Raw genomic sequence first — 22,351 nt, 5'->3', positions numbered from 1 at the left:
GACTTCGCAAAAACCGCACTTTTTGTTCATTAATTAATCAATGGCTATCTATCCATTAGTTAACTAAATCTTTCAATGAAATCATTAGCTCAGCATAAATGTTATTCATTTTTTTTGATTAAGTGAATCAATCTTCACGTATTTTTAAATTAACAAAAGCGACTAGAATTATTTACATCCACCGCATAACAAGCGGCGAAGCAAACCGAAAGTTATTCAAAGTATATAAACATACCCTAAATCATTTGAGTTGCACGAAGGCAGCCAACACACCTGCAGCGTGAAGGATGACGGGTATAAGAGATTGGAGTCACCTATGAAACACACACTCGCCATCGCAGCCGTACTCGGCTTGGTATTATCCACCAGCACATTCGCCGCCACAGAAATCACCGCTCAACAAGCTATGCAGCAACAGCGTGTCAGTGTCGGTGCACTATCACTGGGTCACAATGTGATCTCTCCTGATGATGCGACTGCACAAGTCAGCAAATTAGCCGATGAACGCGGTGCCAGCTCTTACCAGATTATTGCGATGCATGAACCCGGCGATAATAGCTCCATGCACGTTAATGCCATTCTCTATCGCTAAGATTCAATAGATAAATACAACACCAGAGAAATACCGATAAAAATAGATCGTCCTCGCATCCTTTCCCCCCGCTTGTCGGGGGTTTTTTATAGATATTTGCTGAAAAAGTCGGTTCCCGCAGCCAAGGCCGTTGGCGTGATCTTATGACCAATCCCCGTTTCCGTCAGATACGTCAAGTGCTGATCACGCCCACTCTCCCTCAATGCCTGAACTAACCGCTCACTCTCGGCAGCTGGCACCACGTCATCCGCCTCCCCATGCCAAACCAATAGTGGCCGATCGGCGATGGCTTCCAACTGATGAGTGAGATCATAATCTGCCAGCGGTGCTAAACGGCGCTCAAATGCCGCCGGGCTGACCTCCCGCCCCGCCTCCAGTGGGGGAAACAGGCTGCGGGCCAGTGAGGTGAAGTAACCTGAGCCCATAAAGTCAGCGGCGACACTCACCCACGGATAGCGAGCAAACGCCCCCAATGTGGTCATTCCCCCCATTGAGGCTCCCGCCACGCCGATACGACCGCCCTCAATCAATCCCGCCTGCTGATAATGCTGTTTAAGCGCCGGCAGCTCATCAATGTTTGATTTTAGAATCTCCCAAAAGTGGGATAACCGCTGAGTTTCATTGCCGTTAAAGCGCGCACCGTGCTTATCCGCATCGGGTAAAATGGTGCGAAAGCCCGCTTGGGCGAAGGCATAGGCGAAATAGGAGTAAACCTCTTTTGACGAGGTGTAGCCATGATAGAAGAAAATGGTCGGTAGCGGTTGCTGACGCTGACCCGCAGGGGCAGAATGTATCACCTCAATACCATTAATGTTTTCCAGCGACATCTCAATCATGGCGGCAATCCTATATTTATCAGGCGGAGTATTTGTCAGGCGCAATGTAAGCCCGAAAACAGGCTTATACTGGATAAATGCAGTGTGCCCAAATCAGGTTATAAAGTCTTAAATCAATTTCTTCCAAGATATAATGGGCTAAGAGGCAATAATGAAGATAAAAACGGTGATGAGCGTGTTGCTGCTGACTTTAGGGCTATCGGCTTGCAGTGCTTTTCATGTCACGCCGGTTCCCCCACCTGCACTCCAGCCTTATGCGCAGGAAATTACTCGCGCCCAGAGCCTCAACTTACAAAAAGTGGGCACGGTTTCAGCTCAAGTATTTGGTAGCCCAATGGATGTAGAAGCAGAAATTAAGCGTAGGGCCAACGCCAGTGGCGCGCCCTACTATTTGATTATCATGATGTCCGACGGCATTTATCCCGGCAGTTGGTATGCTAACGCGCTGTTATACAAATAGTGGTGGCATCCATAAATGTTATACCGATAGCCCCGTCGCACGGCTTAGCAACGGCGCACAAATGGCTTCTGGTAACATATATTGGTCACGATGATCGAGTGTCATGCGGCACCAAGCATCAGCCAGCGGCGGTGAGGCGAAACGCAGTAATTGCGCCGCGCAGCACAGATCAAATAGCTGTTGGGTGAGCGCTCGCCCCTGCTCTTCCTTAGGGTTTTTCAGCCGCTGTTGCAACTGCCGCCATGCGCGATCAAACAACCGATTCTGCCCGCGCACCGGATAGAACTCCTGCTGTAGCATCTCGATTGCCATGGGCAGCTTGCGAAATGTCCGCAGCACATCAAGACACATAATGTTGCCGGAGCCTTCCCAAATGCTGTTGACCGGCATTTCACGATAAAGCCGGGGCAGTTCGCTCTGCTCGCAATAACCAATCCCGCCCAGCACCTCCATCGCCTCGGCCACAAAGGCGCTGCCCTGCCCGCAGACTCGGTACTTTGCCGCTGGGGTTAGCAGGCGGCTGAATATCTGCTCGTGAGCCTCATTGGGCTTTTCCCATGCGCGGGCTAAACGCATCAGCAGTGCCGTATGCCCCTCCAGACGCAATGCCATGCGGCTCAGTACTTGCCGCATCAAGGGTTGGTCTACCAATGGCTTGCCGAAAGCCTGCCGCTGCCAGGCGTGATACAGCGCGACAGAGAAGGCGCGGCGCATCAGGCCATGACTGCCCAGCGCGCAATCAAAGCGGGTATAGCCGCCCATTTTCAGGATTTGGCGAATGCCGTCGCCCTCATCCCCCAACAGCCATGCGGTGGCTTGATCAAATTCAACTTCACTGCTGGCATTCGATCGGTTGCCAAGCTTATCTTTCAGCCGCTCTAATCGAATGGCGTTATAGGTGCCATCAGGCAATATTTTAGGTAAGAAGAAGCAAGACAAGCCTCCCTCGGCCTGCGCCAATACAAGGTGTGCATCACTTTGCGGCACCGAGAAAAACCACTTATGACCCACCAGACGATAAGCCTCACCATTACCGCGCATACCCAATGGCTCCGCGCGGGTAGTATTGCTGAGCACATCAGACCCGCCCTGTTTTTCCGTCATGCCCATGCCAATCAGCAAACCCCGCTTCTGACTCCCGACGGTCTGGTGGGAGTCATAGCGATCTGAAAGCAGCGGCGGTAGCCAGTTTTTAAATAGTGGCGGGAGAGTCTGTTGCAACAACGGAATGGCACCAAATGTCATGGTAATGGGGCAGAGCGACCCTGCTTCTACCTGTGCATGGAGGATAAAACGTGCTGCTCGCGCCACAAAGGAGCCGATACGGGCATCTTCTTGCCAAGGTAGATTATGCACCCGATGCTTGACCAACTCCTGCATCAACACATACCACGCAGGGTGAAATCGCACCTGATCCAATCGCTGACCAGCGGCGTCGTAACGCAATAATTCAGGTGGGTTATTGTTTGCCAACCGCCCTAACTCCAGTGACTCCTGCGAACCCAGTTGTAGCCCCATCAGAGAGAGTGCCTCTCCATCCCAACCCGCGTGCTCTCGTACCACAGCTTCCCGCAATGCCATATCAGACAGAAATAAGTTGCTGTTCGATAAGGGTTCAGGCTGATTGAAAACCAAGTGAGTCTGCCACTCCATACCTTCCTCCATTTAGGTACTATGCCCTGCGTATTTGGCGCTACAGAGGGGGTAAGCGATCGGTAGCGCCAGTGATCTTAGGTATGAATGTTTAATCGGCATTCATAAATCAGGGTTAAGTATGGTGCAGGTGGTTTTTTTTGCTGACAGACTCATCACAAACAGGAATCAAATACCGACATCTCACTGATAATTTGGATTAATTCCCAAGATTAAAAATAAAAAAGCCAACATCCGTGAATGTTGGCTTTTTGACTCAGCTTAACGAAAGTGAGATTACGCTTTCAGCGATCGCTGGCGCACAGCTTCAAATAAGCAGACTCCAGTGGCAACCGAGACGTTCAGCGAAGAGACGGTTCCCGCCATCGGAATGCTGATAAGCTCATCGCAGTGTTCACGAGTCAAACGGCGCATACCTTCGCCTTCCGCCCCCATCACCAGTGCCATCGGCCCAGTCATTTTGCTCTGATACAGTGTGTGGTCCGCTTCACCCGCTGTGCCCACAATCCAGACATTGTGCTCTTGTAGCACGCGCAGGGTGCGCGCCAGATTGGTCACTTTAATCAATGGCACGTTTTCGGCAGCACCACTGGCCACTTTTTTAGCAATCGCATTGAGCTGGGCGGAACGATCACGAGGCACGATGACAGCGTGGACGCCAGCAGCATCCGCGCTACGTAAACAGGCACCCAAATTATGGGGGTCAGTCACGCCATCCAGCACCAACAGGAAAGGCATCTCCACGCTTTTCAGCAAGGCCGGCAGATCATTTTCCTGATACTGACGCCCTTCACGTACTCGCGCGACGATCCCCTGATGGACACCCCCCTCCACCTGCGCGTCCAACCACTGGCGGTTGGCAACCTGAATCACTAACCCGGCCGCTTCCAGCTCCGCGACCAATGGCTGTAGGCGACGATCGTCACGGCCTTTCAGAATAAAAACTTCCAGAAAACGTTGTGGGTCGTTGTCTAGCAGGGCTTTGACGGCGTGAATGCCGTAAATAATTTCGCTCATGATGCTCTTTTACATGTGTTGGCAGGGTCGGATTGGCCTGCCAATGATTAAATTAATGCGGGTGACCGAAGCCACCCGGCAACAGCGGTCACGACTGATCGCTACTGGTTTTCTTCTTCGCGCGCTTGGCCTTGGTGGCGGCGGCAATTTTTTTCGTTTTAGCGGAAGCTCTTTTTGCTTTCGCTTTGGCTTTTTTCTCAGCGATCGCTTTATCATCCAGCGGCGCGGCGGCCTCTACCGGGCGGAAAGCACTGTCCGGTTCGAAGTTCGCGGGCTTTTTAGCGCGACGAGGCCGTTTTTGCCCCGCCCCCGCCGGTGCCCGATCGCCTGTTGGCGCACGATCACGACGCGGCGCACCGGATGCACTGCCACGACCACCACGGCTTGATGAGGTGTCACGCATGCTGCGTTGACCATCGGCTTTCTTCGCCTTATCACGGGCGGTTTTACCTTCACCACGCGGCTTACGCGCACTGGAGACCAGAGCAAAATCAATTTTGCGCTCATCCATATGCACCGCTTCCACGCGAATTTCTACGGTGTCACCCAACCGGTAAACCATACCGGAAGATTCGCCGATCAGACGCTGGCCAATATTGTCATAGCGGTAGTAGTCATTGTCCAGGCTGGAAACATGCACCAGCCCATCAATAAACAGATCATCGAGGCGCACGAAGAAGCCAAAGCCAGTGACACTGGCGATAATACCGGTGAACTCTTTGCCCACCTGATCCTGCATAAAGTCACACTTCAGCCAGTCCGCCACATTGCGGGTAGCTTCATCCGCGCGGCGCTCAGTCATTGAGCAGTGTTCGCCCAATTGCAGCATCTCTTCGTACTCACTGTGCCAGCCGCCGGTCGGTGTCCAGCGCTCTTTCACATTGCCCTGCTCTTTGGCGAGCTGGTACTTGATAGCCCGATGCATCGCCAAGTCAGGATAGCGGCGAATTGGCGAGGTGAAGTGACCATAGGAGGCCAGCGCCAAACCAAAGTGCCCCCGGTTTTCCGGATCGTAAATCGCTTGTTTCATTGAGCGTAGCAGCATGGTTTGCAGCATCTCATGATCCGGGCGGTCGGCGACTTCATCCATCAACACCGCATAATCTTTCGGCTCAGGTTTCAGGCCACCACCGAGTGTCAGACCCAGCTCATTGAGCACACTACGCAGCGCTGAGATATGGTCGTCACTTGGGCGATCATGCACGCGGAACAGGGCCGGCTCGTTGTGTTTCTCAACAAAACGCGCGGCGGCGATGTTCGCCAAAATCATGCACTCTTCAATCAATTTATGCGCGTCATTACGCACCGTCGATTCGATGCGTTCAATGCGCCGTTCGGCATTGAAAATGAACTTGGCTTCTTCGGTTTCGAACGCAATACCGCCCCGCTCAGCACGGGCCTGATCCAGCGCCTTGTACATGGTATGCAGCTCTAGCAGATGCGGCACCAGCGGCTTATATTGCTCACGCAGCGACTCTTCGCCATCAATGATGCGCCACACTTTAGTGTAGGTCAGGCGTGCATGGGAGCTCATCACCGCTTCATAGAACTTGGAGGATGAAAGCTTGCCCTGTGCGGAGATGGTCATCTCACACACCATACACAGGCGGTCTACCTGCGGATTTAGGGAACAGAGGCCGTTTGACAGCACTTCCGGCAGCATCGGGATCACTTGCGACGGGAAGTAGACTGAGTTACCACGGCTGCGGGCTTCATCATCCAGTGCCGTGCGCGGTCGCACATAGTAGCTGACATCCGCAATGGCAACCCACAAACGCCAGCCGCCACCGCGTTTTTTCTCGCAATACACGGCGTCATCGAAGTCACGGGCATCTTCGCCATCAATCGTGACCAGTGGCAGGTTGCGTAAATCCACCCGCCCTTTTTTCGCCTCTTCCGGCACTTGTTCTTTCAGGTCTGCGACCTGTTTTTCTACCTGAGGCGGCCACGTGTGCGGGATTTCATGAGTACGCAGCGCGATATCCACCGCCATGCTGGTGCCCATGTTCTCGCCGAGGACTTCAACAATCTTACCGACGGCTTTGGTGCGGCGAGTTGGGCGTTGGGTCAGCTCCACCACTACCATATAACCCATCCGCGCACCATTGATAGACTCGGGTGGGATCAGAATATCGAAACTCAAGCGACCATCATCGGGCACCACAAAACCCGTACCCGCGTCGGTAAAGTAGCGGCCCACGATTTGGCTGGTTTTCGGTACCAATACTCGCACGATACGCGCTTCACGGCGGCCTTTGCGATCAGCACCAACGGCTTGGGCCAATACCACATCGCCATGAATCGCGGTTTTCATCTGTTCAGCAGAGAGATAGAGATCGTCTTTGCTGCCTTCAACCCGTAAAAAACCGAAACCATCACGGTGACCAATAACAGTACCGCGTAATAAGTCCAGACGCTCCGGCAAGGCGTAGCACTGGCGACGGGTGAAGATTAACTGCCCATCACGCTCCATCGCGCGCAGGCGGCGACGCAGAGCCTCTAGAGCCTCTTCGCCAGTTAAATTGAGTTCATTGGCCAGCTCTTCACGGCTGGCAGGTGTTTCGCGCTTGGCGAGATGAGTCAAAATGAATTCCCGGCTCGGGATCGGTGACTCATATTTCTCTGCTTCTCGTTCCAAGAATGGATCTTGTGACATTGCGGTTCCTCCGTTGTCAGCAGCAGGCTGTATCCCTTTCGGACTTAAAGTTGCAGGGGGTTGCTGCACCTTGCAAATCTATTGGGCATACACATGTTTTATTATAAAAACTACTCAACAAGTAATAGTTTATAGAGCGGGGCATTATCTTGGACCATGTCAGCCAAAGTATAGTTATCCAGCTCGTTAAGGAAACTCTGTACCGCCTGATTAAGCACTTGTTTCAAGCGGCAAGCGGGTGTTATGTGGCAAAAATCGCTACTGCAATTCACCAAAGAGAGTGGCTCAAGCTGGCGCACAACGTCACCAATTCGAATCTGCTCGGCAGGCTTACCCAGCCGTATCCCGCCATTTTTGCCCCGCACCGCCGTTACCAACCCGACACGGCTCAACTGATTGATTATTTTAACCATATGATTGCGAGACACGCCATAGACTTCAGTGACCTGAGAAATGCTGGTCATTTGGCCTTCAGGCAGCGAGGCCATATAAGTAAGCGCCCGCAAACCATAATCAGTAAAACTTGTTAACTGCACGTATACCCCTGAGTATCAGTTTACCCGGCTTAAACCCATCTAAGATGACACATTTTTGATCGGTCATAAGTGCGATTCTAGGTGCTATTTAGAAACTTATATCCTAAATAATTCGAGTTACAGGAAAGCGGCCACCGAGCGACAAATTGGTTGTAAACCATTTTGAACAGCACAAGTGCTGGCCCGTAGGGTGAGCCTCTAATGAGGCTCATAATTCCCAAGAGCTTACATCAGTGAACGAAGGCAGCCAACGCACATGCAACTTGAAGTATGACTGATATATACCTTGAATGATAAACCAGCCATAAAGCTTGCGGCTAATCATTTAGGTGGCGGGTGAGTTTTTTGATGTAAAACGGCATATTGGGGGCAATTTCAGCCTAGATTTCATCCCCAAATTCATTGGCGTTGTAGACCTGCAGCAAATGCAAGAAGAGCACAAACAATAAAGCCGGACGCAAGCCCGGCTATTACTTCAAACACGCACATCTGAATGCTGATTTTTGGCGGTTAGCCAATCAATCATCAATTATGCATCAAATGGGTCGCGCAGGATCATGGTTTCATCACGATCAGGACCGGTAGAGATGATATCAACCGGAACGCCTGTCAGCTCTTCTACACGTGCAATGTAGTTCAGGGCTGCCTGTGGCAACTTGCTGTGTTCTTTCACACCAAAGGTGGTTTCTGACCAGCCTGGCATGGTTTCGTAGATAGGCTCGATACCTTCCCAGCCTTCAGCAGCCAGTGGGGTGGTATCCACTTCGCGGCCATCTGGCATGCGGTAGCCAACACAGAGCTTCACTTCTTGCAGACCATCCAGCACGTCCAGTTTGGTCATGCAGAAACCAGATAGGGAGTTGATCTGCACAGCACGGCGCACGGCAACGATATCCAACCAGCCAGTACGACGGCTACGGCCAGTGGTCGCGCCATATTCGTTACCTTGCTTACGCAGGAATTCGCCTGTTTCGTCGTTCAGTTCAGTCGGGAATGGACCTGCACCTACACGAGTAGAATAAGCTTTAACGATACCCAGTACATAATCAACATAACGTGGGCCCAAGCCAGAACCTGTCGCTACGCCGCCCGCAGTGGTGTTAGATGAGGTGACATACGGATAAGTACCGTGGTCGATGTCCAGTAAGGTGCCTTGTGCGCCTTCGAACATGATGAGCTCGCCTTGCTTGCGGGCATTATCCAGCAATTCAGAAACGTCAACCACCATGGCGGTCAGAATATCGGCAATAGCCAATACATCATCCAGCACCGTTTGGTAGTCAACTGCGTCTTCTTTGTAGTAATGCACCAACTGGAAGTTGTGGTAATCCACAATCTCTTTCAGCTTGATCGCGAAGGTTTCTTTGTTGAACAAATCACCTACACGCAGACCGCGACGGGCAACTTTATCTTCATAGGCAGGACCGATACCACGACCGGTAGTCCCAATGGCTTTTGCACCACGTGCTTTTTCACGCGCATTATCCAGTGCCACATGATAAGGCAGGATTAATGGGCATGCTTCGGAGAGTAACAGTCGCTCACGAACAGGGATACCGCGCGCTTCAAGTTCTGTCATCTCTTTCATTAAAGCGTCAGGTGCCAGTACAACACCGTTGCCGATGATGCTGGTTACGTTTTCACGCAGAATACCTGAGGGAATTAAATGAAGAACGGTTTTCTCACCGTTGATAACCAAAGTGTGGCCAGCGTTGTGACCACCTTGATAGCGCACAACATATTTAGCCCGTTCAGTCAGCAGGTCAACGACCTTGCCCTTACCTTCGTCACCCCATTGGGTGCCCAGTACGACGACGTTCTTACCCATCTCAAAAATCACCAGGTTGCTTAAAAAAGGATTCTAACATCTCATACGGCGGCTTTCAGTACTTTTTAACACATAACTGAACAATTTTTGTGCTTACATTTAGCCACCCATGCGGCTACGCAACATGTAGTAGATAACGACGCCTGCAACCACTAATCCACCGCCAAAACGGCGTAATGTGGTATCCGGTAATTGGGTCATTGCCTGAATCATTTTGCGCCAGGCTTTGGGATAAAGCATCGGGCCAAGACCTTCCAGCACCAAAACCAGTGCCAATGCTAACAAAATGGTTGAATTCATTGTCTGTCTCAAAAGATAAAAACGGGCTCAAATAGAAAAGGCCCGCGTGAACGGGCCTTGCTGTTTCGGTCAAAACGCGCTGTAACAACAGCCGTTATGGACGTTTGCTGGAGTTATCCGGTGATCTCATGTAGCGGAAGAAATCACTGTCCGGGCTAAGCACCATCACATCATTGCCGCTGTTGAAGCTATTTTCATACGCACGCAAGCTACGAATGAAGGCATAGAAGTCTGGGTCTTTGCTGAATGCATCAGCAAACAGACGAGCCGCTTCTGCATCACCGCCGCCGCGAGTAATACGCGCCTGACGTTCTGCTTCTGCCAGTGTACGTGTCACTTCATAGTCAGCCGTTGCACGCAACTTCTCTGCTTCTTCCTGACCCTGTGAACGGTGACGACGGGCTACCGCTTCACGTTCAGCACGCATACGCTGGAAGATTGCATCAGAAACTTCAGCTGGTAAGTTGATTTGCTTGATTCGTACGTCAACCACTTCGATACCCAGTGCCGCCATGCTGTTCGGGTTAACCGCTGGCTGTTTGCCACGAGTTTCCTGTTCAACACGGGCCGCTGCTGAAGCAATCGCATCATCCGCTTCAGTCGTGACAGCTTCATCACCAACACTACCGGTATTCAGTGCATCACGCACATCTGAAGTCAGGCGACCACGAGAGTCGGTGACAATGTCGCGAACATTCAGGCGACCAATTTCAGAACGCAAACGGTCACTGAATTTACGTTTCAACAGCACTTCAGCCTGAGATACATCACCACCGCCGGTGGCCAGATAGTAACGGCTGAAATCACTGATACGCCATTTCAGGTAGGAGTCAACAATCAGGTCTTTCTTCTCGTTAGTCACGAAACGGTCAGCCTGGTTATCCATGGTCTGAATACGGGCGTCCAACGTCTTCACTGTTTCGATAAATGGTATCTTGAAGTGCAGGCCCGGTGCGTACACCAGAGGCTTGTTATCACTATCACGCAATACCTTACCAAAGCGCAGCACGATCCCGCGCTGACCTTCTTGTACCACAAACAGCGAAGCGTAGAGTGCGACTAACACCACAACGACGATAAGTAAAATAGACTTACGCATTGGTTATTCTCTCCCTACGCGAGTGGAAGTATCACGCTGAGCATTCGCTCGACGCTGATCCATGATAGAGCCACTGGTTGAGCTTGAGTTACTTGCACCAGACTCTTGGCTGCTATTAGCAGAGGAAGGCGGATTCAAACGAAGCAGGCTGGTGTCTTTGTTGCCATCCGCTTTATCTGCGCCTTGACCGCGCAGCATTTGATCCAATGGCAGCACCATCAAACTGTTGCCTTTATCGCTAGCCAACACTTTGCGCGTTTTGCCCAGAACCTTCTCCATGGTTTCGATGTACAGACGCTCACGGGTAATTTCCGGTGCAGCCTTATACTCAGGCAACAACTTGGCAAAACCAGCAACCTCACCTTGCGCTTCCAACACTTTACGTGCGGCATAAGCACGGGCATCTTCTAACAGACGCTGTGCCTGACCATTAGCACGTGGCTGGACTTCGTTGGTATAGGCTTCCGCTTCACGAATGTACTGCTGTTCGTTTTCACGGGCTGCAATCGCATCATCAAATGCCGCTTTAACTTCTTCCGGCGGACGTGCTGCCTGGAAGTTAACGTCCAGCAGTGTTATCCCCATGTTGTACGGACGAATGGTCTCTTCCAGTACACGCTGAGTGTCACTACGCACGATGGTACGGCCTTCGGTGAGAATTTTGTCCATGGTGTATTTACCGATAACACCACGCACGGCGCTGTCTGTTGCCTGACGCAGACTATCATCCGGATTCGTCACGCTAAACAGATAAGCGGCCGGGTCAGTCACGCGATACTGCACGTTCATCTCGATGCGAACCACGTTCTCATCAGAGGTCAGCATGACACCAGAAGCGGCCAATTCACGCACAGATTCAACGTTAACTGGGGTCACTTCGTCGATAAAGGTCGGTTTCCAGTTCAAACCAGGCTGCACGATATGGCTTAATTTACCCAAGCGAGTCACAACACCGCGCTCGGCTTCTTTAATTGTATAGAAACCACTTGCCGCCCAGATAACCACAACCGCCACAACCGCGATGCCCACAATACGCCCACTGAAGCCAGGACCTTGTGTTGCGCCATTGTTGCCATTACCGCTTCCGCCACCTTTGCCACCGAGGCTACTCAGTTTTTTGCTCAGTTTACGGAAGATATCATCCAGATCAGGCGGCCCTTGGTCACGGCCACCTTTATTATTGTTATTTCCGCCAGAGTTGCCGCCATTATTATTGCTGCTCCCCCACGGATCGCGGTCCTGTCCGTTATTACCGGGCTGATTCCACGCCATGTTTTAGCTCCATTCTTCTATGATTGGTTTTCTTCAGGCCAAGAGCACATGCCAAAGACGCTGGCTCTTATTTTCACAAGAAAGATCAGATAATCCACTAATTAACTACACCAGATTCACTAGTAATATAACTGATCAATTCCTGCTCTTGTTTACAGAGACGACGCCAATCCACGATAGGCATTCTGACCACCATACCGACGTTCCCGTCCTCGTCTATCCACTCTTTTTCAATTGCCTGAAGCTGGTAAAAACGGCTACGTAGACGACCTGCCTGAGGCGGTAAACGCAATTCATAGTGTGCGATCTCACCTGAAAGGCGTTCCGTCAACGCTTGAAAGAGCAACGGGATCCCTGCGCCGGTTTGGGCAGAAAGCCAAACTCTGACTGGCAGATTGTCTTCGTTGCGATCAATTCGCGGGACAAAATCATCCAACAAATCAATTTTATTCATTACTAATAATGTAGGTATTTCATCGGCCTCGATCTCTGCCAAAACAGTATCGACGGCGGCCATATTCTCAGTGACTCGAGGATCAGCTGCATCGATAATGTGTAACAGTAATGAAGCTTGCCGCGTCTCTTGTAGTGTTGCTTTAAAAGCAGCAACCAGATCGTGCGGCAGATGCCGGATAAAACCTACCGTATCCGCCAATACTGTATCCCCCACATCAGCCACATTAATGCGGCGTAACGTTGGATCCAGTGTGGCAAATAATTGGTCAGCCGCATAAACATCAGCTGCCGTAATTTTGTTAAACAGGCTGGATTTACCGGCGTTGGTATATCCCACCAAGGATACTGTCGGAATATCAGCACGGGTACGCGCACGCCGCCCTTGCTCTCGCTGCTTTGCCACACGCTCTAAACGACTTAAAATCAAAGTGATACGGTCGCGTAGCAGACGGCGGTCAGTCTCCAACTGGGTTTCACCTGGCCCTCTTAGGCCAATCCCCCCCTTTTGACGCTCAAGATGCGTCCAACCACGTACCAAACGGGTCGCGATATGGCGCAATTGCGCTAACTCGACCTGTAATTTACCTTCATGGGTACGGGCCCGTTGGGCAAAAATATCTAAAATTAGCCCAGTACGATCAATGACTCGACACTCACACAAACGCTCAAGATTTCGCTCTTGCGCTGGGGATAGGGCATGATCAAACAGGACAACAGACGCGCCACTGGCTTTCACCGCGTCAGCAATTTCTACGGCCTTTCCTTCGCCAACAAAGTACTTAGGGTGTGGTGCTTTGCGACTACCCGTCACAATTTGCAAAGCCTCTACGCCCGCAGAAGATACCAACGCTTCAAATTCGCGCAGATCCTCTGAGTTTTTGTCTTGCGAGAAATAGATATGGACCAGTACGGCCTGCTCACCGGCTTCATAGCGGTCAAACAAACGTGCAACCTCTCAAACGGATCAAAACCGCTAGTGCGGAGAACATAAGCCCGAATCCGTTGCTTATGTTCTCCGTCATGGTCGACCAACAATGCGCTTTATTCAGCGTCATCGCTATCCTGCTGCGGCTGTTGAGGCGCAGACGGATTACTACCATGATAATTATTGGTGCTACCACTCGGATTATTGCTGTGATGCGAAACCGGGCGGGAAGGCACTACAGTAGAGATGGCGTGCTTATAAACCATCTGGCTAACTGTGTTCTTTAACAGAATGACAAACTGATCAAAAGACTCAACCTGGCCCTGCAGTTTAATGCCATTCACTAAATAAATAGAAACCGGAACACGTTCACGACGCAATGCGTTCAGGAACGGATCTTGCAAAGATTGCCCCTTAGCCATTCTATGTTTTCCTTATTTGCTTGTTGTTTTTAACTAAGAACCTATCGGCTCAAAAATAAACTGCGTAAAAAAAAATCCGCGCGTTGAGTACTAATCAATTGTACACAATCATTCAACCTATGCACTAACAACCTGTATTACAGAGTCTAAAGCCTCTCCCGGCTTATCACTGTCGAGCCATTGAACTGAACTCCAGCCCCGTAACCAAGTCATTTGGCGCTTTGCCAGTTGACGTGTCGCACAAACTCCGCGGTAAACCATTTCGTTGTAATCAATCTCACCGGACAGATATGACCACATCTGCCGGTATCCCACACAACGAATGGCAGGCAAATCCGTATGCAAGTCACCACGGTCAAAAAGCGCCCTAGCCTCTGCTTCAAACCCTGCCGCCAGCATCTGATGAAAACGTAATTCAATCCGCTGGTGCAGAAGCTCTCGGCTAACAGGCGCAATCGCAAATTGGTGAACCCGATAAGGTAAGGTTTCACCCGAAATTTTAGTCAGTTCCGTTAAAGTTTTACCTGAAATAAAAAAAACTTCCAGTGCTCTAGAGAGCCGTTGGGGATCATTAGGATGAATTCGCGCCGCCGAGACGGGATCGATGTCAGCCAATTGCTGGTGTAATGCCTCCCAACCCTGCTCCGCCGCCTGCTCTTCAATACGCTGGCGTACCTGCGGATCGGCGGAGGGCAACGGCGATAAACCGTCCAACAGCGCTTTAAAATAGAGCATCGTTCCCCCCACCAACAGCGGAATTCGCCCGGCAGCGGTAATGTCGGCCATCTCTTTCAATGCATCTTTACGGAAATCAGCGGCCGAGTAGGATTCAGCCGGATCGCGGATGTCAATCAGGCGATGTGGCGCTAACGCCAGCTCTTCTGCACTGGGCTTAGCCGTGCCGATATCCATGCCACGATAGATTAGGGCAGAGTCTACGCTGATTAACTCCACAGGTAGCCGCTGTCTCAGCGCAATTGAGAGCGCTGTTTTACCTGAAGCAGTTGGCCCCATAACAAAGATTGCCGGTGGCCGGTCTCGATTTTCAATATCATTCATGAGTCAGGGTTGCCAATGCAGCCTTTATATCAATAGGTTGTAATAGCCCAGCAGGGGGTGATTGCACCAGCTGTGGACAAAGACGCTCAACATCCGTCAATAACTGTATCGCTTGAGACACATTCCATACCTCATGTTCACTGCCAAGATAGCGTGCAATCCATGTGGCCAAAGCATCAGGCGATATCTCTTCATGCTGCGACAGATAGCCTAACAGTTCCGGTATCAGTTTTTGTAAATTTTGTTGGCGTAATGGTAAAGATACTGCACGTAAGGTCCCTCTTCCGTGTTCAACAGCCAGCTCTATCCCCATCGTCATCAATAAGTTCTGGTGGCGCTGGCAAGCAGCGGCCTCATTTTTAGCTAATGTCAGTTTTAACGGGATGAGTAACGGCTGAGGACGCAGTCCTTCTGGCGGCGGGTTTAATTGAGCCTGTTTCAGCCAGCGCTCTGCAACCTTCAGTGCCAGTAATGCTATGCCTTGCTTATATTCAATCAAAGCATAACAAGGTGGAAATACCGTGAGCACTCGGCCAAAACTGTAATGATCGCCTTGAAGAGGAGCATCAGCAGGTGTTGGCCGTGGTTTCGGCGGCGCAACTACCGGAGCGCGGAGTTCTGCTGGCGGAGTCATAACAGCCGGTTGCACCAGCTGGCGATATAACTCACCTTGCTGTTTCTGGTAAGGCTGGCCCGTGCTGTAAGCGGGGGCCGCATGTTCACGGACCGATGATACTCGCTCAGTAGCCGCGTTTCGCTCTATCGGAAGGGTTTTCGTCGGTTCCGGTTGTGCATATTTATTAACCCCAGCCGCGACGCGATTTTCCGGCTGCCAGCGCGGAGCTTCGATCTCTTCGCCATCTTCATTGACGTTCAGAACTGGGGTAGCGGCTTGTTGTAACACCGTGGTCACGGCTTGATAGATAAAGTCATGTACTAGACGCGCCTGATGGAAGCGCACTTCATGTTTAGCCGGGTGTACATTAACATCCACCTGATGGGGATCGATATCCAGATACAACACGTAGGCGGGCTGTTGGTCGTCCTTGAGTAAATCCTGATACGCCTGACGGATCGCATGGTTGATCAGCCGATCGCGCATCATGCGGCTATTCACGTAGCAATATTGCATTTCACTGAGTGTGCGGCTCGCCGCCGGATCAGCCACCCAGCCACGAATCGTTAAGTCATCATGCTGCCAAGAGATCGCCAGTGCATGCTGCAAAAACGCCGGGCCACAGATGCTGGCCAAACGGCGCTCATGCTGTGATGGGTCGGTGGCTGCACGGTACTGGCGCATTAACTTACCGTTATGACTCAAGTTGATAGCTACATCGAAGCGCGCCAACGCAATGCGCCGCACCACTTCATCAATGTGACCAAATTCAGTTTTTTCAGTGCGCATAAATTTGCGGCGGGCAGGCGTATTGTAAAAGAGATCCAGTACTTCAAGGGTGCTGCCCACAGGATGCGCGGCGGGTTTGATGGTCACCGCCATATCGCGACCCTCCGCGTAAGCCTGCCAAGCTTCATTTTGCTCGGCAGTGCGCGACGTCAGAATCAGGCGAGAGACGGAGCTGATACTGGCCAGTGCTTCACCGCGAAACCCCATACTGAGGATGGCTTCCAGATCCTCCAGCGAGCTTATTTTACTGGTGGCATGGCGCGCCAATGCCAGTGCCAAATCCTCTTTGTTAATCCCACAGCCGTTATCACGGATACGAATGAGTTTTGCCCCACCACGATCAATATCAATATCAATCCGCGTCGCACCCGCATCCAGACTGTTCTCGACCAACTCTTTGACTACCGATGCAGGCCGTTCTACCACTTCACCGGCGGCAATTTGGTTCGCGAGCTGTGGTGGCAGAATCTGAATCGGCATAGCAGTTCCTTTCGCTTACGATTGTGGAATCGTGAGGGTCTGCCCAAGTTGGACGTTACCTGACTTTATCTTATTCGCCCGCTCAATCTCGCTCATCGACACACCGTATCTGGCGGCAATGGCGGATAACGTATCGCCGCGTTTTACCTGATGCTTAACGGGCTGGCTTTTATTCGATTTCGCTTTAGTTGACGCGGTTGTTTTTGACGTGGCTGCTTTTGGCGTAACTGCCGCAGCCGTACTGCCGGAGGCCGGGACTTTCAACCGCTGCCCTACCCAGACCACATCATTTTTCAGCGTATTATTCTGCCGCAACACCGCCATACTGACACCGTATTGACTGGCAATTCCGGATAAGGTTTCGCCACGTTGCACTTTATGGATCTGGCTTTTACCCGTCGCAATCGTTTTGGTGGCAGATACTCTGCCGCTTTGCGCATTACTGACAACCGGATCAGGCTGATTAACACGTGAACGCGATGAAGATGAATCAACCGCCGCTGTTTCGATTAGCGGACGGTTTTCGACCTTTGGGTCGGCTTGTAGCGGATGCGCGAGGAAATAACTGCGCAAGCCTTTATAAATGGCCTGAGCAATCTTCTCCTGATACGCGCTACTGCCAAGCAGCCGCTCCTCCGTACTATTACTGATAAAGCCGGTTTCCACTAACAACGACGGAATATCCGGTGAACGCAACACCCCAAGACTGGCGTGTTCAGGGCGGCGTTTATGGATATCGCCAATATTTTGCAGCTCACGCAGCACTTTGGTGGCGACGTCATACCCCACTCGCTGGGAGTGACCAAATTGCAGATCCAGCACCGCCTGACTCAAATAGGGGTCCGACGCGGTGTTTGCCAACACATCGCCCGCGCCGCCGAGCAGCTCGGATTGCTTCTCATGTTGCTCCAGCCAGCTCCCCATTTCACTGTTTGCACGGCGATTGGAGAGCACCCAAACCGAGGCTCCCGTGGCACTGCGGTTAGGCGCCGCATCAGCATGGATGGAAACCAGCACGTTAGCGCTCTGTTTCCGCGCCACGTCAGATCGGCCCATCACCGAAATAAAGTAATCGCCATTACGGGTCAACACCGGCTTAAACATCGGGTCACTATTGAGTAGCGCTTCAAGCCGACGGGCGATGGCAATAGTGACATTCTTCTCTTTCAAGCCGTTTTGCCCGATTGCACCGGGATCTTGACCACCGTGGCCCGCATCAATCGCCACCACAACCCGATCACTGTTCGCGACACTGGCGGTTTTAATCGGGCGGGCAGTATTCGTCGTGGTGCTTTCGCTGCTCACCACTACTGTGGGTTTGTTGTTAAACGGATTTTTCGCCACTGAAGTGGTATTGGAGTTGGTTATGCGTGCAGCGGGAGCCGAACTTGTTGCTTGCGACGTCAATCGCCCCGCATTAGGGCTAGGTGTATTGGTCTGGCTTAAGACCTGTGTCTGGCGAACAGGGGCGCTATCCGTGGCGGTCATGGTAATGACGACGGTGTAATTGTTGCCCGACTGCTGAGTGACAGCGCGGGTCTTCACTTTTTGCGTCAGTTCCAATACCAGACGGGTACTTTGCTCATCTTTTGGGGTGCTGGAGCGGATTCTTTTCAGCAGATTCTGCCCGCTAAACTCAAGCGGTAGACCTGAAAGATTGCCACTTTGGCGGACATCCAACACGACACGCTCTGGCGCGTTTAAAGAGAAAAAGGCGTAGATCGGTTTGCCATCAAAACTGAGTGTCACGCGACTTTCAGTTGGGCCATTGTTGACCTTAATATCAGTCAATTTCATCGCCAGTGCTGAAGGCAAGGTGAATAATCCCACCATAACCAGCAGTAGCGAGGCCAATGGGCGTTTCCAGCGATTGACTAATCTCATGCCAACGGATTTTGTTAAGCCATGCATCATTATCAAATTATCCTTGCACAGCAGCTAAACGGCGCAATACATCAGCACCAGCATCAGAAATGGCAATCAGACGGGCCTCCCGCCCTTCGTCCTGATAAGCCAAATGCAGCTCTACATCCGCCTGAGGCAGGAATCCCGCCCCTTGCTGCGGCCACTCCACCAGACAAATTGCCTGTTTATCGAAATAGTCGCGAATCCCCATAAACTCCAACTCTTCAGGATCTGCCAGACGATAGAGGTCAAAATGGTAGACCGGTCTTGGGGTCAACGCATAGGGTTCAACCAAGGTATAAGTGGGGCTTTTAACATGCCCAAGGTGGCCAAGGGCCTGAAGGAAACCACGGCTAAAGGTCGTTTTTCCGGCCCCTAAATCGCCGAAGAGATAAATAACGCTGGCACCATTGAAGGCATGGGCCAAAGTGGCCCCTAATGCAACGGTCGCTGCCTCATCAGGCAAAGGTAAAACGAGTTCTTTCATTCTGTGATATCTATCTTGCTAACTCAGGATTAACGTACTTCGGAATCACCGGCAGCAAATCTGTCGCCAGTAAACCCCGGGTGCCTTGAACTTCAGCCAGTTTGTCTGCGGCAACGCCATGCACAACACAACCCGCGCAGGCAGCATCATACAGCACCAGCTTTTGTGCTATCAAACTACCAATAATGCCAGACAGAATATCCCCCATGCCACCGGAGGCCATACCCGCATTGCCGACATCAGCAATCGCCATCTCGCCCTGTTCACTGGCAATCAGAGTACCAGCCCCTTTCAATACCACCACACCACCATATTGTTTAACGATGTTACGGGCGGAAAGTAAGCGGTCACTCTCAATATCAGCGACGCGACACCCCAGCAGGCGGGCTGCTTCTCCAGGATGTGGGGTCAATACCCGATTCTGACGCTTCAGAGGATTTAATGCCAGTAAGTTGAGTGCATCTGCGTCCCATAATGCTGGTTTATCACTTTGTTGCAATAAATTCAGCGCATTCTTGCCCCAGTCAGATTGCCCTAACCCCGGCCCAACCACTAACACATCAGCCCAACGAATACTTTGCTCAAGGGTTTCATCGGTTAGTTCTTGTACCATCAGCTCTGGGCGAGCGGCCAAAATCGGTGCCACATGCTCAATGTGAGTGAGCACTCGCACCAGCCCGGCACCGCTACGCAGCGCGGCCTCACCCGCCATCCGAATCGCCCCCCCTAGCCCCTTATCACCGCCAACCAGCAACAATCGTCCATGCTCCCCTTTATGAGCACAGGGGCGACGCGGTTTGAGCCAGTGCGGCAGATGTTCGGCGGTCATGCGCTCAATTTGTACGGGTTGAGCGGCGAGCCATGACGTCAGTCCCAGGTCATTGCAGTGTAAATGGCCGACCCAATCACGGGCCTGACCGGTGAGCAAGCCGGGTTTCAGCGTCACAAAAGTGAGGGTGTGATCCGCACGAATGACGGAACCGGGGGCGGCACCGCTGTCAGCGCTGAGTCCAGAGGGAATATCCAAGGCAATCTTCGCCGCCCGATGGCGGTTCGCGGTATCAATGAGGGCCGCATAAACGCCCTGCGGCGCGGAGCGAAGGCCAATACCCAACAGCCCATCGATAATCAAATCGACATGTTGCGGCAACGGCATATCAGGTGGATTAATCACTCCCCCTGCTGCTAACCACTGGGATTGCGCTTGGTGCGCTTCGGCGGGCAACGGCCGATTGCCCGGGCAGGCGATGAGTGTCACATTCAAACCCGCCGCCAATGCCTGGCTAGCCACGATATAACCATCACCGCCATTATTGCCGTGACCGCATAAAATAAGCCAATGGCGGGCGGCAGGGTACTGTTTTCGCGCCAGTTCAAATGCCGCATCACCCGCTCTGACCATCAGATCAAATAGGGTCAGGGAGAAGTGTGCCGCAGCAATGGCCTCGTTTTGGCGCACCCAGTCCGCAGAAAAAACAGAGTGTGGTAAACTAACCCCGATTTGTTTCTTACTATGGTCCGTCATGGCACACCCCCTCGATTTGAATCAATTAGCCCAACATATCAAGCAATGGGGGCAATCGCTAGGTTTCCAGCAAGTAGGCATTTGCGATACTGATTTGTCTGCGGAAGAACCGCGTTTGCAGGCTTGGCTTGATAAACAATATCATGGCGAAATGGCTTGGATGGCCCGCCACGGTATGCTGCGCGCCCGGCCCCATGAGTTATTGCCGGGGACATTACGGGTGATCAGCGTGCGGATGAATTATCTGCCCGCCAAGGCGGCCTTTGCCAGCACATTGAAAGATTCATCATTAGGTTATGTGAGCCGCTACGCATTGGGCCGTGACTACCATAAATTATTGCGCCAACGGCTGAAGAAATTGGGTGACCAGATCCAAAGTTATTGCCTCGAACAGCAAGCAATCAATTTCCGCCCATTTGTCGATTCCGCCCCCATCATGGAGCGCTCGTTGGCAGCTAAAGCTGGAATTGGCTGGGTTGGCAAGCACTCACTAATTTTAAATCGTGATGCGGGGTCTTGGTTCTTTCTGGGCGAGTTGCTGATTGATCTGCCGTTGCCCGTCGATAAGCCACAAGAAGAGCAATGTGGCCGCTGTGTCGCCTGCATCACCACCTGCCCGACTGGGGCCATCGTCGCCCCCTATACCGTCGATGCCCGCCGCTGTATCTCTTATCTCACCATTGAGCTGGAAGGGGCGATACCTGAAGAGTTTCGCCCACTGATGGGCAATCGTATTTATGGCTGTGATGATTGCCAGCTCATCTGCCCTTGGAACCGCTTCTCCCAATTAACGGATGAAGAAGATTTTAGTCCGCGCGCCGTGCTGCATACGCCAGAGTTACTGGATTTATTTGCTTGGAATGAAGAGAAATTTTTGCGGGTAACGGAAGGTTCTGCCATCCGGCGGATTGGTCACTTGCGCTGGTTACGCAATATTTCGGTGGCACTGGGGAATGCGCCCTATCTCGACACTATTGTGTTAGCACTGGAAGCACGTCGGGGTATTGATCCGATGCTGGATGAACATATTGATTGGGCAATATCACAACAATTGAAAAGACGGTCTACACTGATTGTGGATGTTCAATCGCCACAGAAAAAACGGCTGGTGCGAGCCATTGAAAAAGGCTTACCCAGAGATGCCTGATCCCCTTTTTACCCGAAGCTCAACCGCTTTGGGGCATTGCTTTTTTTATATATTTTTATAATGAATGAACTCGGAGTTTTCCTGTGCATAAAAATAAAAACGCCTTGGCAATCAAGCGCAAAAAAAAGCACAAGTGATCGGTATAACGTTTTCACATAAAAATATATCGCAATAAATCAATCGGATAGAAAACACGAAATAGAATCGTTCAAATTATAAGCAGAATATAAAAAGAACAGAAATTGTGGATAACTCTGTTGAAGAAGTTAATACATTGTATGTACGGCACGG

At 51.5% G+C, this 22,351-nt stretch carries 19 protein-coding genes; 3 read left to right on the top strand and 16 right to left on the bottom strand.

Annotated features, from left to right (window positions below; all coding sequences use genetic code 11):
* Nucleotides 1-316: 316 nt before the first annotated feature.
* On the top strand, nt 317-592 hold the full coding sequence (locus HRD69_RS07815) for a YdgH/BhsA/McbA family protein (protein ID WP_004875454.1): 276 nt from the start codon (nt 317-319) through the stop codon (nt 590-592).
* A gap of 86 nt (nt 593-678) precedes the next feature.
* Here HRD69_RS07815 and yjfP read toward each other — a convergent pair whose 3' ends face one another.
* Nucleotides 679-1,428, bottom strand: a complete 750-nt coding sequence (yjfP, locus tag HRD69_RS07810; RefSeq protein ID WP_004875455.1) for an esterase — start codon at nt 1,426-1,428, stop codon at nt 679-681.
* Nucleotides 1,429-1,579: 151 nt separating this feature from the next.
* Here yjfP and bsmA point away from each other — a divergent pair, with 151 nt between their 5' ends.
* Nucleotides 1,580-1,888, top strand: coding sequence for a biofilm peroxide resistance protein BsmA (gene bsmA, locus HRD69_RS07805; RefSeq protein ID WP_004875456.1), 309 nt, complete (start codon nt 1,580-1,582; stop codon nt 1,886-1,888).
* An 18-nt stretch (nt 1,889-1,906) separates the two neighbouring features.
* Here the strand turns inward: bsmA and HRD69_RS07800 are convergent, their stop codons facing one another.
* From HRD69_RS07800 to nnr, 15 genes are all read right to left on the bottom strand, one after another.
* Nucleotides 1,907-3,553: an isovaleryl-CoA dehydrogenase gene (locus HRD69_RS07800; RefSeq protein WP_004875457.1), complete on the bottom strand. Its 1,647-nt coding sequence runs from the start codon at nt 3,551-3,553 to the stop codon at nt 1,907-1,909.
* A gap of 264 nt (nt 3,554-3,817) precedes the next feature.
* Nucleotides 3,818-4,558: a 23S rRNA (guanosine(2251)-2'-O)-methyltransferase RlmB gene (gene rlmB / locus HRD69_RS07795; RefSeq protein ID WP_004875458.1), complete on the bottom strand. Its 741-nt coding sequence runs from the start codon at nt 4,556-4,558 to the stop codon at nt 3,818-3,820.
* Nucleotides 4,559-4,646: 88 nt separating this feature from the next.
* The gene (gene rnr / locus HRD69_RS07790; protein ID WP_032814638.1) at nt 4,647-7,214 is read right to left on the bottom strand and encodes a ribonuclease R; all 2,568 of its coding nucleotides are present in this window, start codon (nt 7,212-7,214) and stop codon (nt 4,647-4,649) included.
* A 110-nt stretch (nt 7,215-7,324) separates the two neighbouring features.
* Nucleotides 7,325-7,750, bottom strand: coding sequence for a nitric oxide-sensing transcriptional repressor NsrR (nsrR, locus tag HRD69_RS07785; protein WP_004875460.1), 426 nt, complete (start codon nt 7,748-7,750; stop codon nt 7,325-7,327).
* Between the two features lie 529 nt (nt 7,751-8,279).
* Complete coding sequence (locus HRD69_RS07780; protein WP_032814639.1) at nt 8,280-9,578, bottom strand: adenylosuccinate synthase; 1,299 nt, start codon at nt 9,576-9,578, stop codon at nt 8,280-8,282.
* A gap of 99 nt (nt 9,579-9,677) precedes the next feature.
* On the bottom strand, nt 9,678-9,878 hold the full coding sequence (locus HRD69_RS07775; protein ID WP_004875463.1) for a DUF2065 domain-containing protein: 201 nt from the start codon (nt 9,876-9,878) through the stop codon (nt 9,678-9,680).
* 94 nt (nt 9,879-9,972) lie between these two features.
* Nucleotides 9,973-10,977 carry a protease modulator HflC gene (gene hflC, locus HRD69_RS07770; protein WP_004875464.1) on the bottom strand — a complete coding sequence of 335 codons (1,005 nt, stop codon included), beginning with the start codon at nt 10,975-10,977 and terminating at the stop codon, nt 9,973-9,975.
* A 3-nt stretch (nt 10,978-10,980) separates the two neighbouring features.
* Nucleotides 10,981-12,249, bottom strand: a complete 1,269-nt coding sequence (gene hflK / locus HRD69_RS07765) for an FtsH protease activity modulator HflK (protein WP_004875465.1) — start codon at nt 12,247-12,249, stop codon at nt 10,981-10,983.
* Between the two features lie 97 nt (nt 12,250-12,346).
* Nucleotides 12,347-13,648 (bottom strand): ribosome rescue GTPase HflX, encoded by a 1,302-nt coding sequence (gene hflX / locus HRD69_RS07760; protein WP_004875466.1) that lies wholly within the window; start codon nt 13,646-13,648, stop codon nt 12,347-12,349.
* Nucleotides 13,649-13,746: 98 nt separating this feature from the next.
* Entirely contained in the window at nt 13,747-14,052 is a 306-nt protein-coding gene (gene hfq, locus HRD69_RS07755) for an RNA chaperone Hfq (protein WP_004392473.1), read from the bottom strand.
* A gap of 117 nt (nt 14,053-14,169) precedes the next feature.
* A complete protein-coding gene (gene miaA, locus HRD69_RS07750) occupies nt 14,170-15,111 on the bottom strand; it encodes a tRNA (adenosine(37)-N6)-dimethylallyltransferase MiaA (protein WP_032814641.1) in 942 nt (313 codons plus the stop codon).
* The gene (gene mutL / locus HRD69_RS07745) at nt 15,104-16,996 is read right to left on the bottom strand and encodes a DNA mismatch repair endonuclease MutL (protein WP_004875468.1); all 1,893 of its coding nucleotides are present in this window, start codon (nt 16,994-16,996) and stop codon (nt 15,104-15,106) included. The genes miaA and mutL overlap by 8 nt, the downstream gene beginning before the upstream one ends.
* A gap of 15 nt (nt 16,997-17,011) precedes the next feature.
* Nucleotides 17,012-18,838, bottom strand: a complete 1,827-nt coding sequence (gene amiB, locus HRD69_RS07740; RefSeq protein WP_032814652.1) for an N-acetylmuramoyl-L-alanine amidase AmiB — start codon at nt 18,836-18,838, stop codon at nt 17,012-17,014.
* 79 nt (nt 18,839-18,917) lie between these two features.
* Nucleotides 18,918-19,388, bottom strand: a complete 471-nt coding sequence (gene tsaE / locus HRD69_RS07735) for a tRNA (adenosine(37)-N6)-threonylcarbamoyltransferase complex ATPase subunit type 1 TsaE (RefSeq protein WP_004875470.1) — start codon at nt 19,386-19,388, stop codon at nt 18,918-18,920.
* Nucleotides 19,389-19,398: 10 nt separating this feature from the next.
* Complete coding sequence (nnr, locus tag HRD69_RS07730) at nt 19,399-20,913, bottom strand: bifunctional ADP-dependent NAD(P)H-hydrate dehydratase/NAD(P)H-hydrate epimerase (RefSeq protein WP_032814644.1); 1,515 nt, start codon at nt 20,911-20,913, stop codon at nt 19,399-19,401.
* On the opposite strand from nnr, the gene queG reads away from it, so the two are divergent.
* Nucleotides 20,912-22,060: a tRNA epoxyqueuosine(34) reductase QueG gene (queG, locus tag HRD69_RS07725; protein ID WP_004875472.1), complete on the top strand. Its 1,149-nt coding sequence runs from the start codon at nt 20,912-20,914 to the stop codon at nt 22,058-22,060. The two genes, nnr and queG, sit on opposite strands and share 2 nt — an antisense overlap.
* Nucleotides 22,061-22,351: the final 291 nt, after the last annotated feature.

It is taken from the genome of Yersinia mollaretii ATCC 43969 (genome assembly GCF_013282725.1).
GTDB classification, from domain to species: Bacteria; Pseudomonadota; Gammaproteobacteria; order Enterobacterales; family Enterobacteriaceae; genus Yersinia; species Yersinia mollaretii.
This window is presented reverse-complemented; position numbering and strand designations above follow the sequence as displayed.

Coding starts and splice junctions, on each gene's coding strand:
- HRD69_RS07815 (WP_004875454.1), top strand. CDS start 317: ATGAAACACACACTCGCCATCGCAGCCGTACTCGGCTTGGTATTATCC.
- yjfP (WP_004875455.1), bottom strand. CDS start 1,428: ATGATTGAGATGTCGCTGGAAAACATTAATGGTATTGAGGTGATACAT.
- bsmA (WP_004875456.1), top strand. CDS start 1,580: ATGAAGATAAAAACGGTGATGAGCGTGTTGCTGCTGACTTTAGGGCTA.
- HRD69_RS07800 (WP_004875457.1), bottom strand. CDS start 3,553: ATGGAGGAAGGTATGGAGTGGCAGACTCACTTGGTTTTCAATCAGCCT.
- rlmB (WP_004875458.1), bottom strand. CDS start 4,558: ATGAGCGAAATTATTTACGGCATTCACGCCGTCAAAGCCCTGCTAGAC.
- rnr (WP_032814638.1), bottom strand. CDS start 7,214: ATGTCACAAGATCCATTCTTGGAACGAGAAGCAGAGAAATATGAGTCA.
- HRD69_RS07780 (WP_032814639.1), bottom strand. CDS start 9,578: ATGGGTAAGAACGTCGTCGTACTGGGCACCCAATGGGGTGACGAAGGT.
- HRD69_RS07775 (WP_004875463.1), bottom strand. CDS start 9,878: ATGAATTCAACCATTTTGTTAGCATTGGCACTGGTTTTGGTGCTGGAA.
- hflC (WP_004875464.1), bottom strand. CDS start 10,977: ATGCGTAAGTCTATTTTACTTATCGTCGTTGTGGTGTTAGTCGCACTC.
- hflK (WP_004875465.1), bottom strand. CDS start 12,249: ATGGCGTGGAATCAGCCCGGTAATAACGGACAGGACCGCGATCCGTGG.
- hfq (WP_004392473.1), bottom strand. CDS start 14,052: ATGGCTAAGGGGCAATCTTTGCAAGATCCGTTCCTGAACGCATTGCGT.
- miaA (WP_032814641.1), bottom strand. CDS start 15,111: ATGAATGATATTGAAAATCGAGACCGGCCACCGGCAATCTTTGTTATG.
- mutL (WP_004875468.1), bottom strand. CDS start 16,996: ATGCCGATTCAGATTCTGCCACCACAGCTCGCGAACCAAATTGCCGCC.
- tsaE (WP_004875470.1), bottom strand. CDS start 19,388: ATGAAAGAACTCGTTTTACCTTTGCCTGATGAGGCAGCGACCGTTGCA.
- queG (WP_004875472.1), top strand. CDS start 20,912: ATGGCACACCCCCTCGATTTGAATCAATTAGCCCAACATATCAAGCAA.
- nnr (WP_032814644.1), bottom strand. CDS start 20,913: ATGACGGACCATAGTAAGAAACAAATCGGGGTTAGTTTACCACACTCT.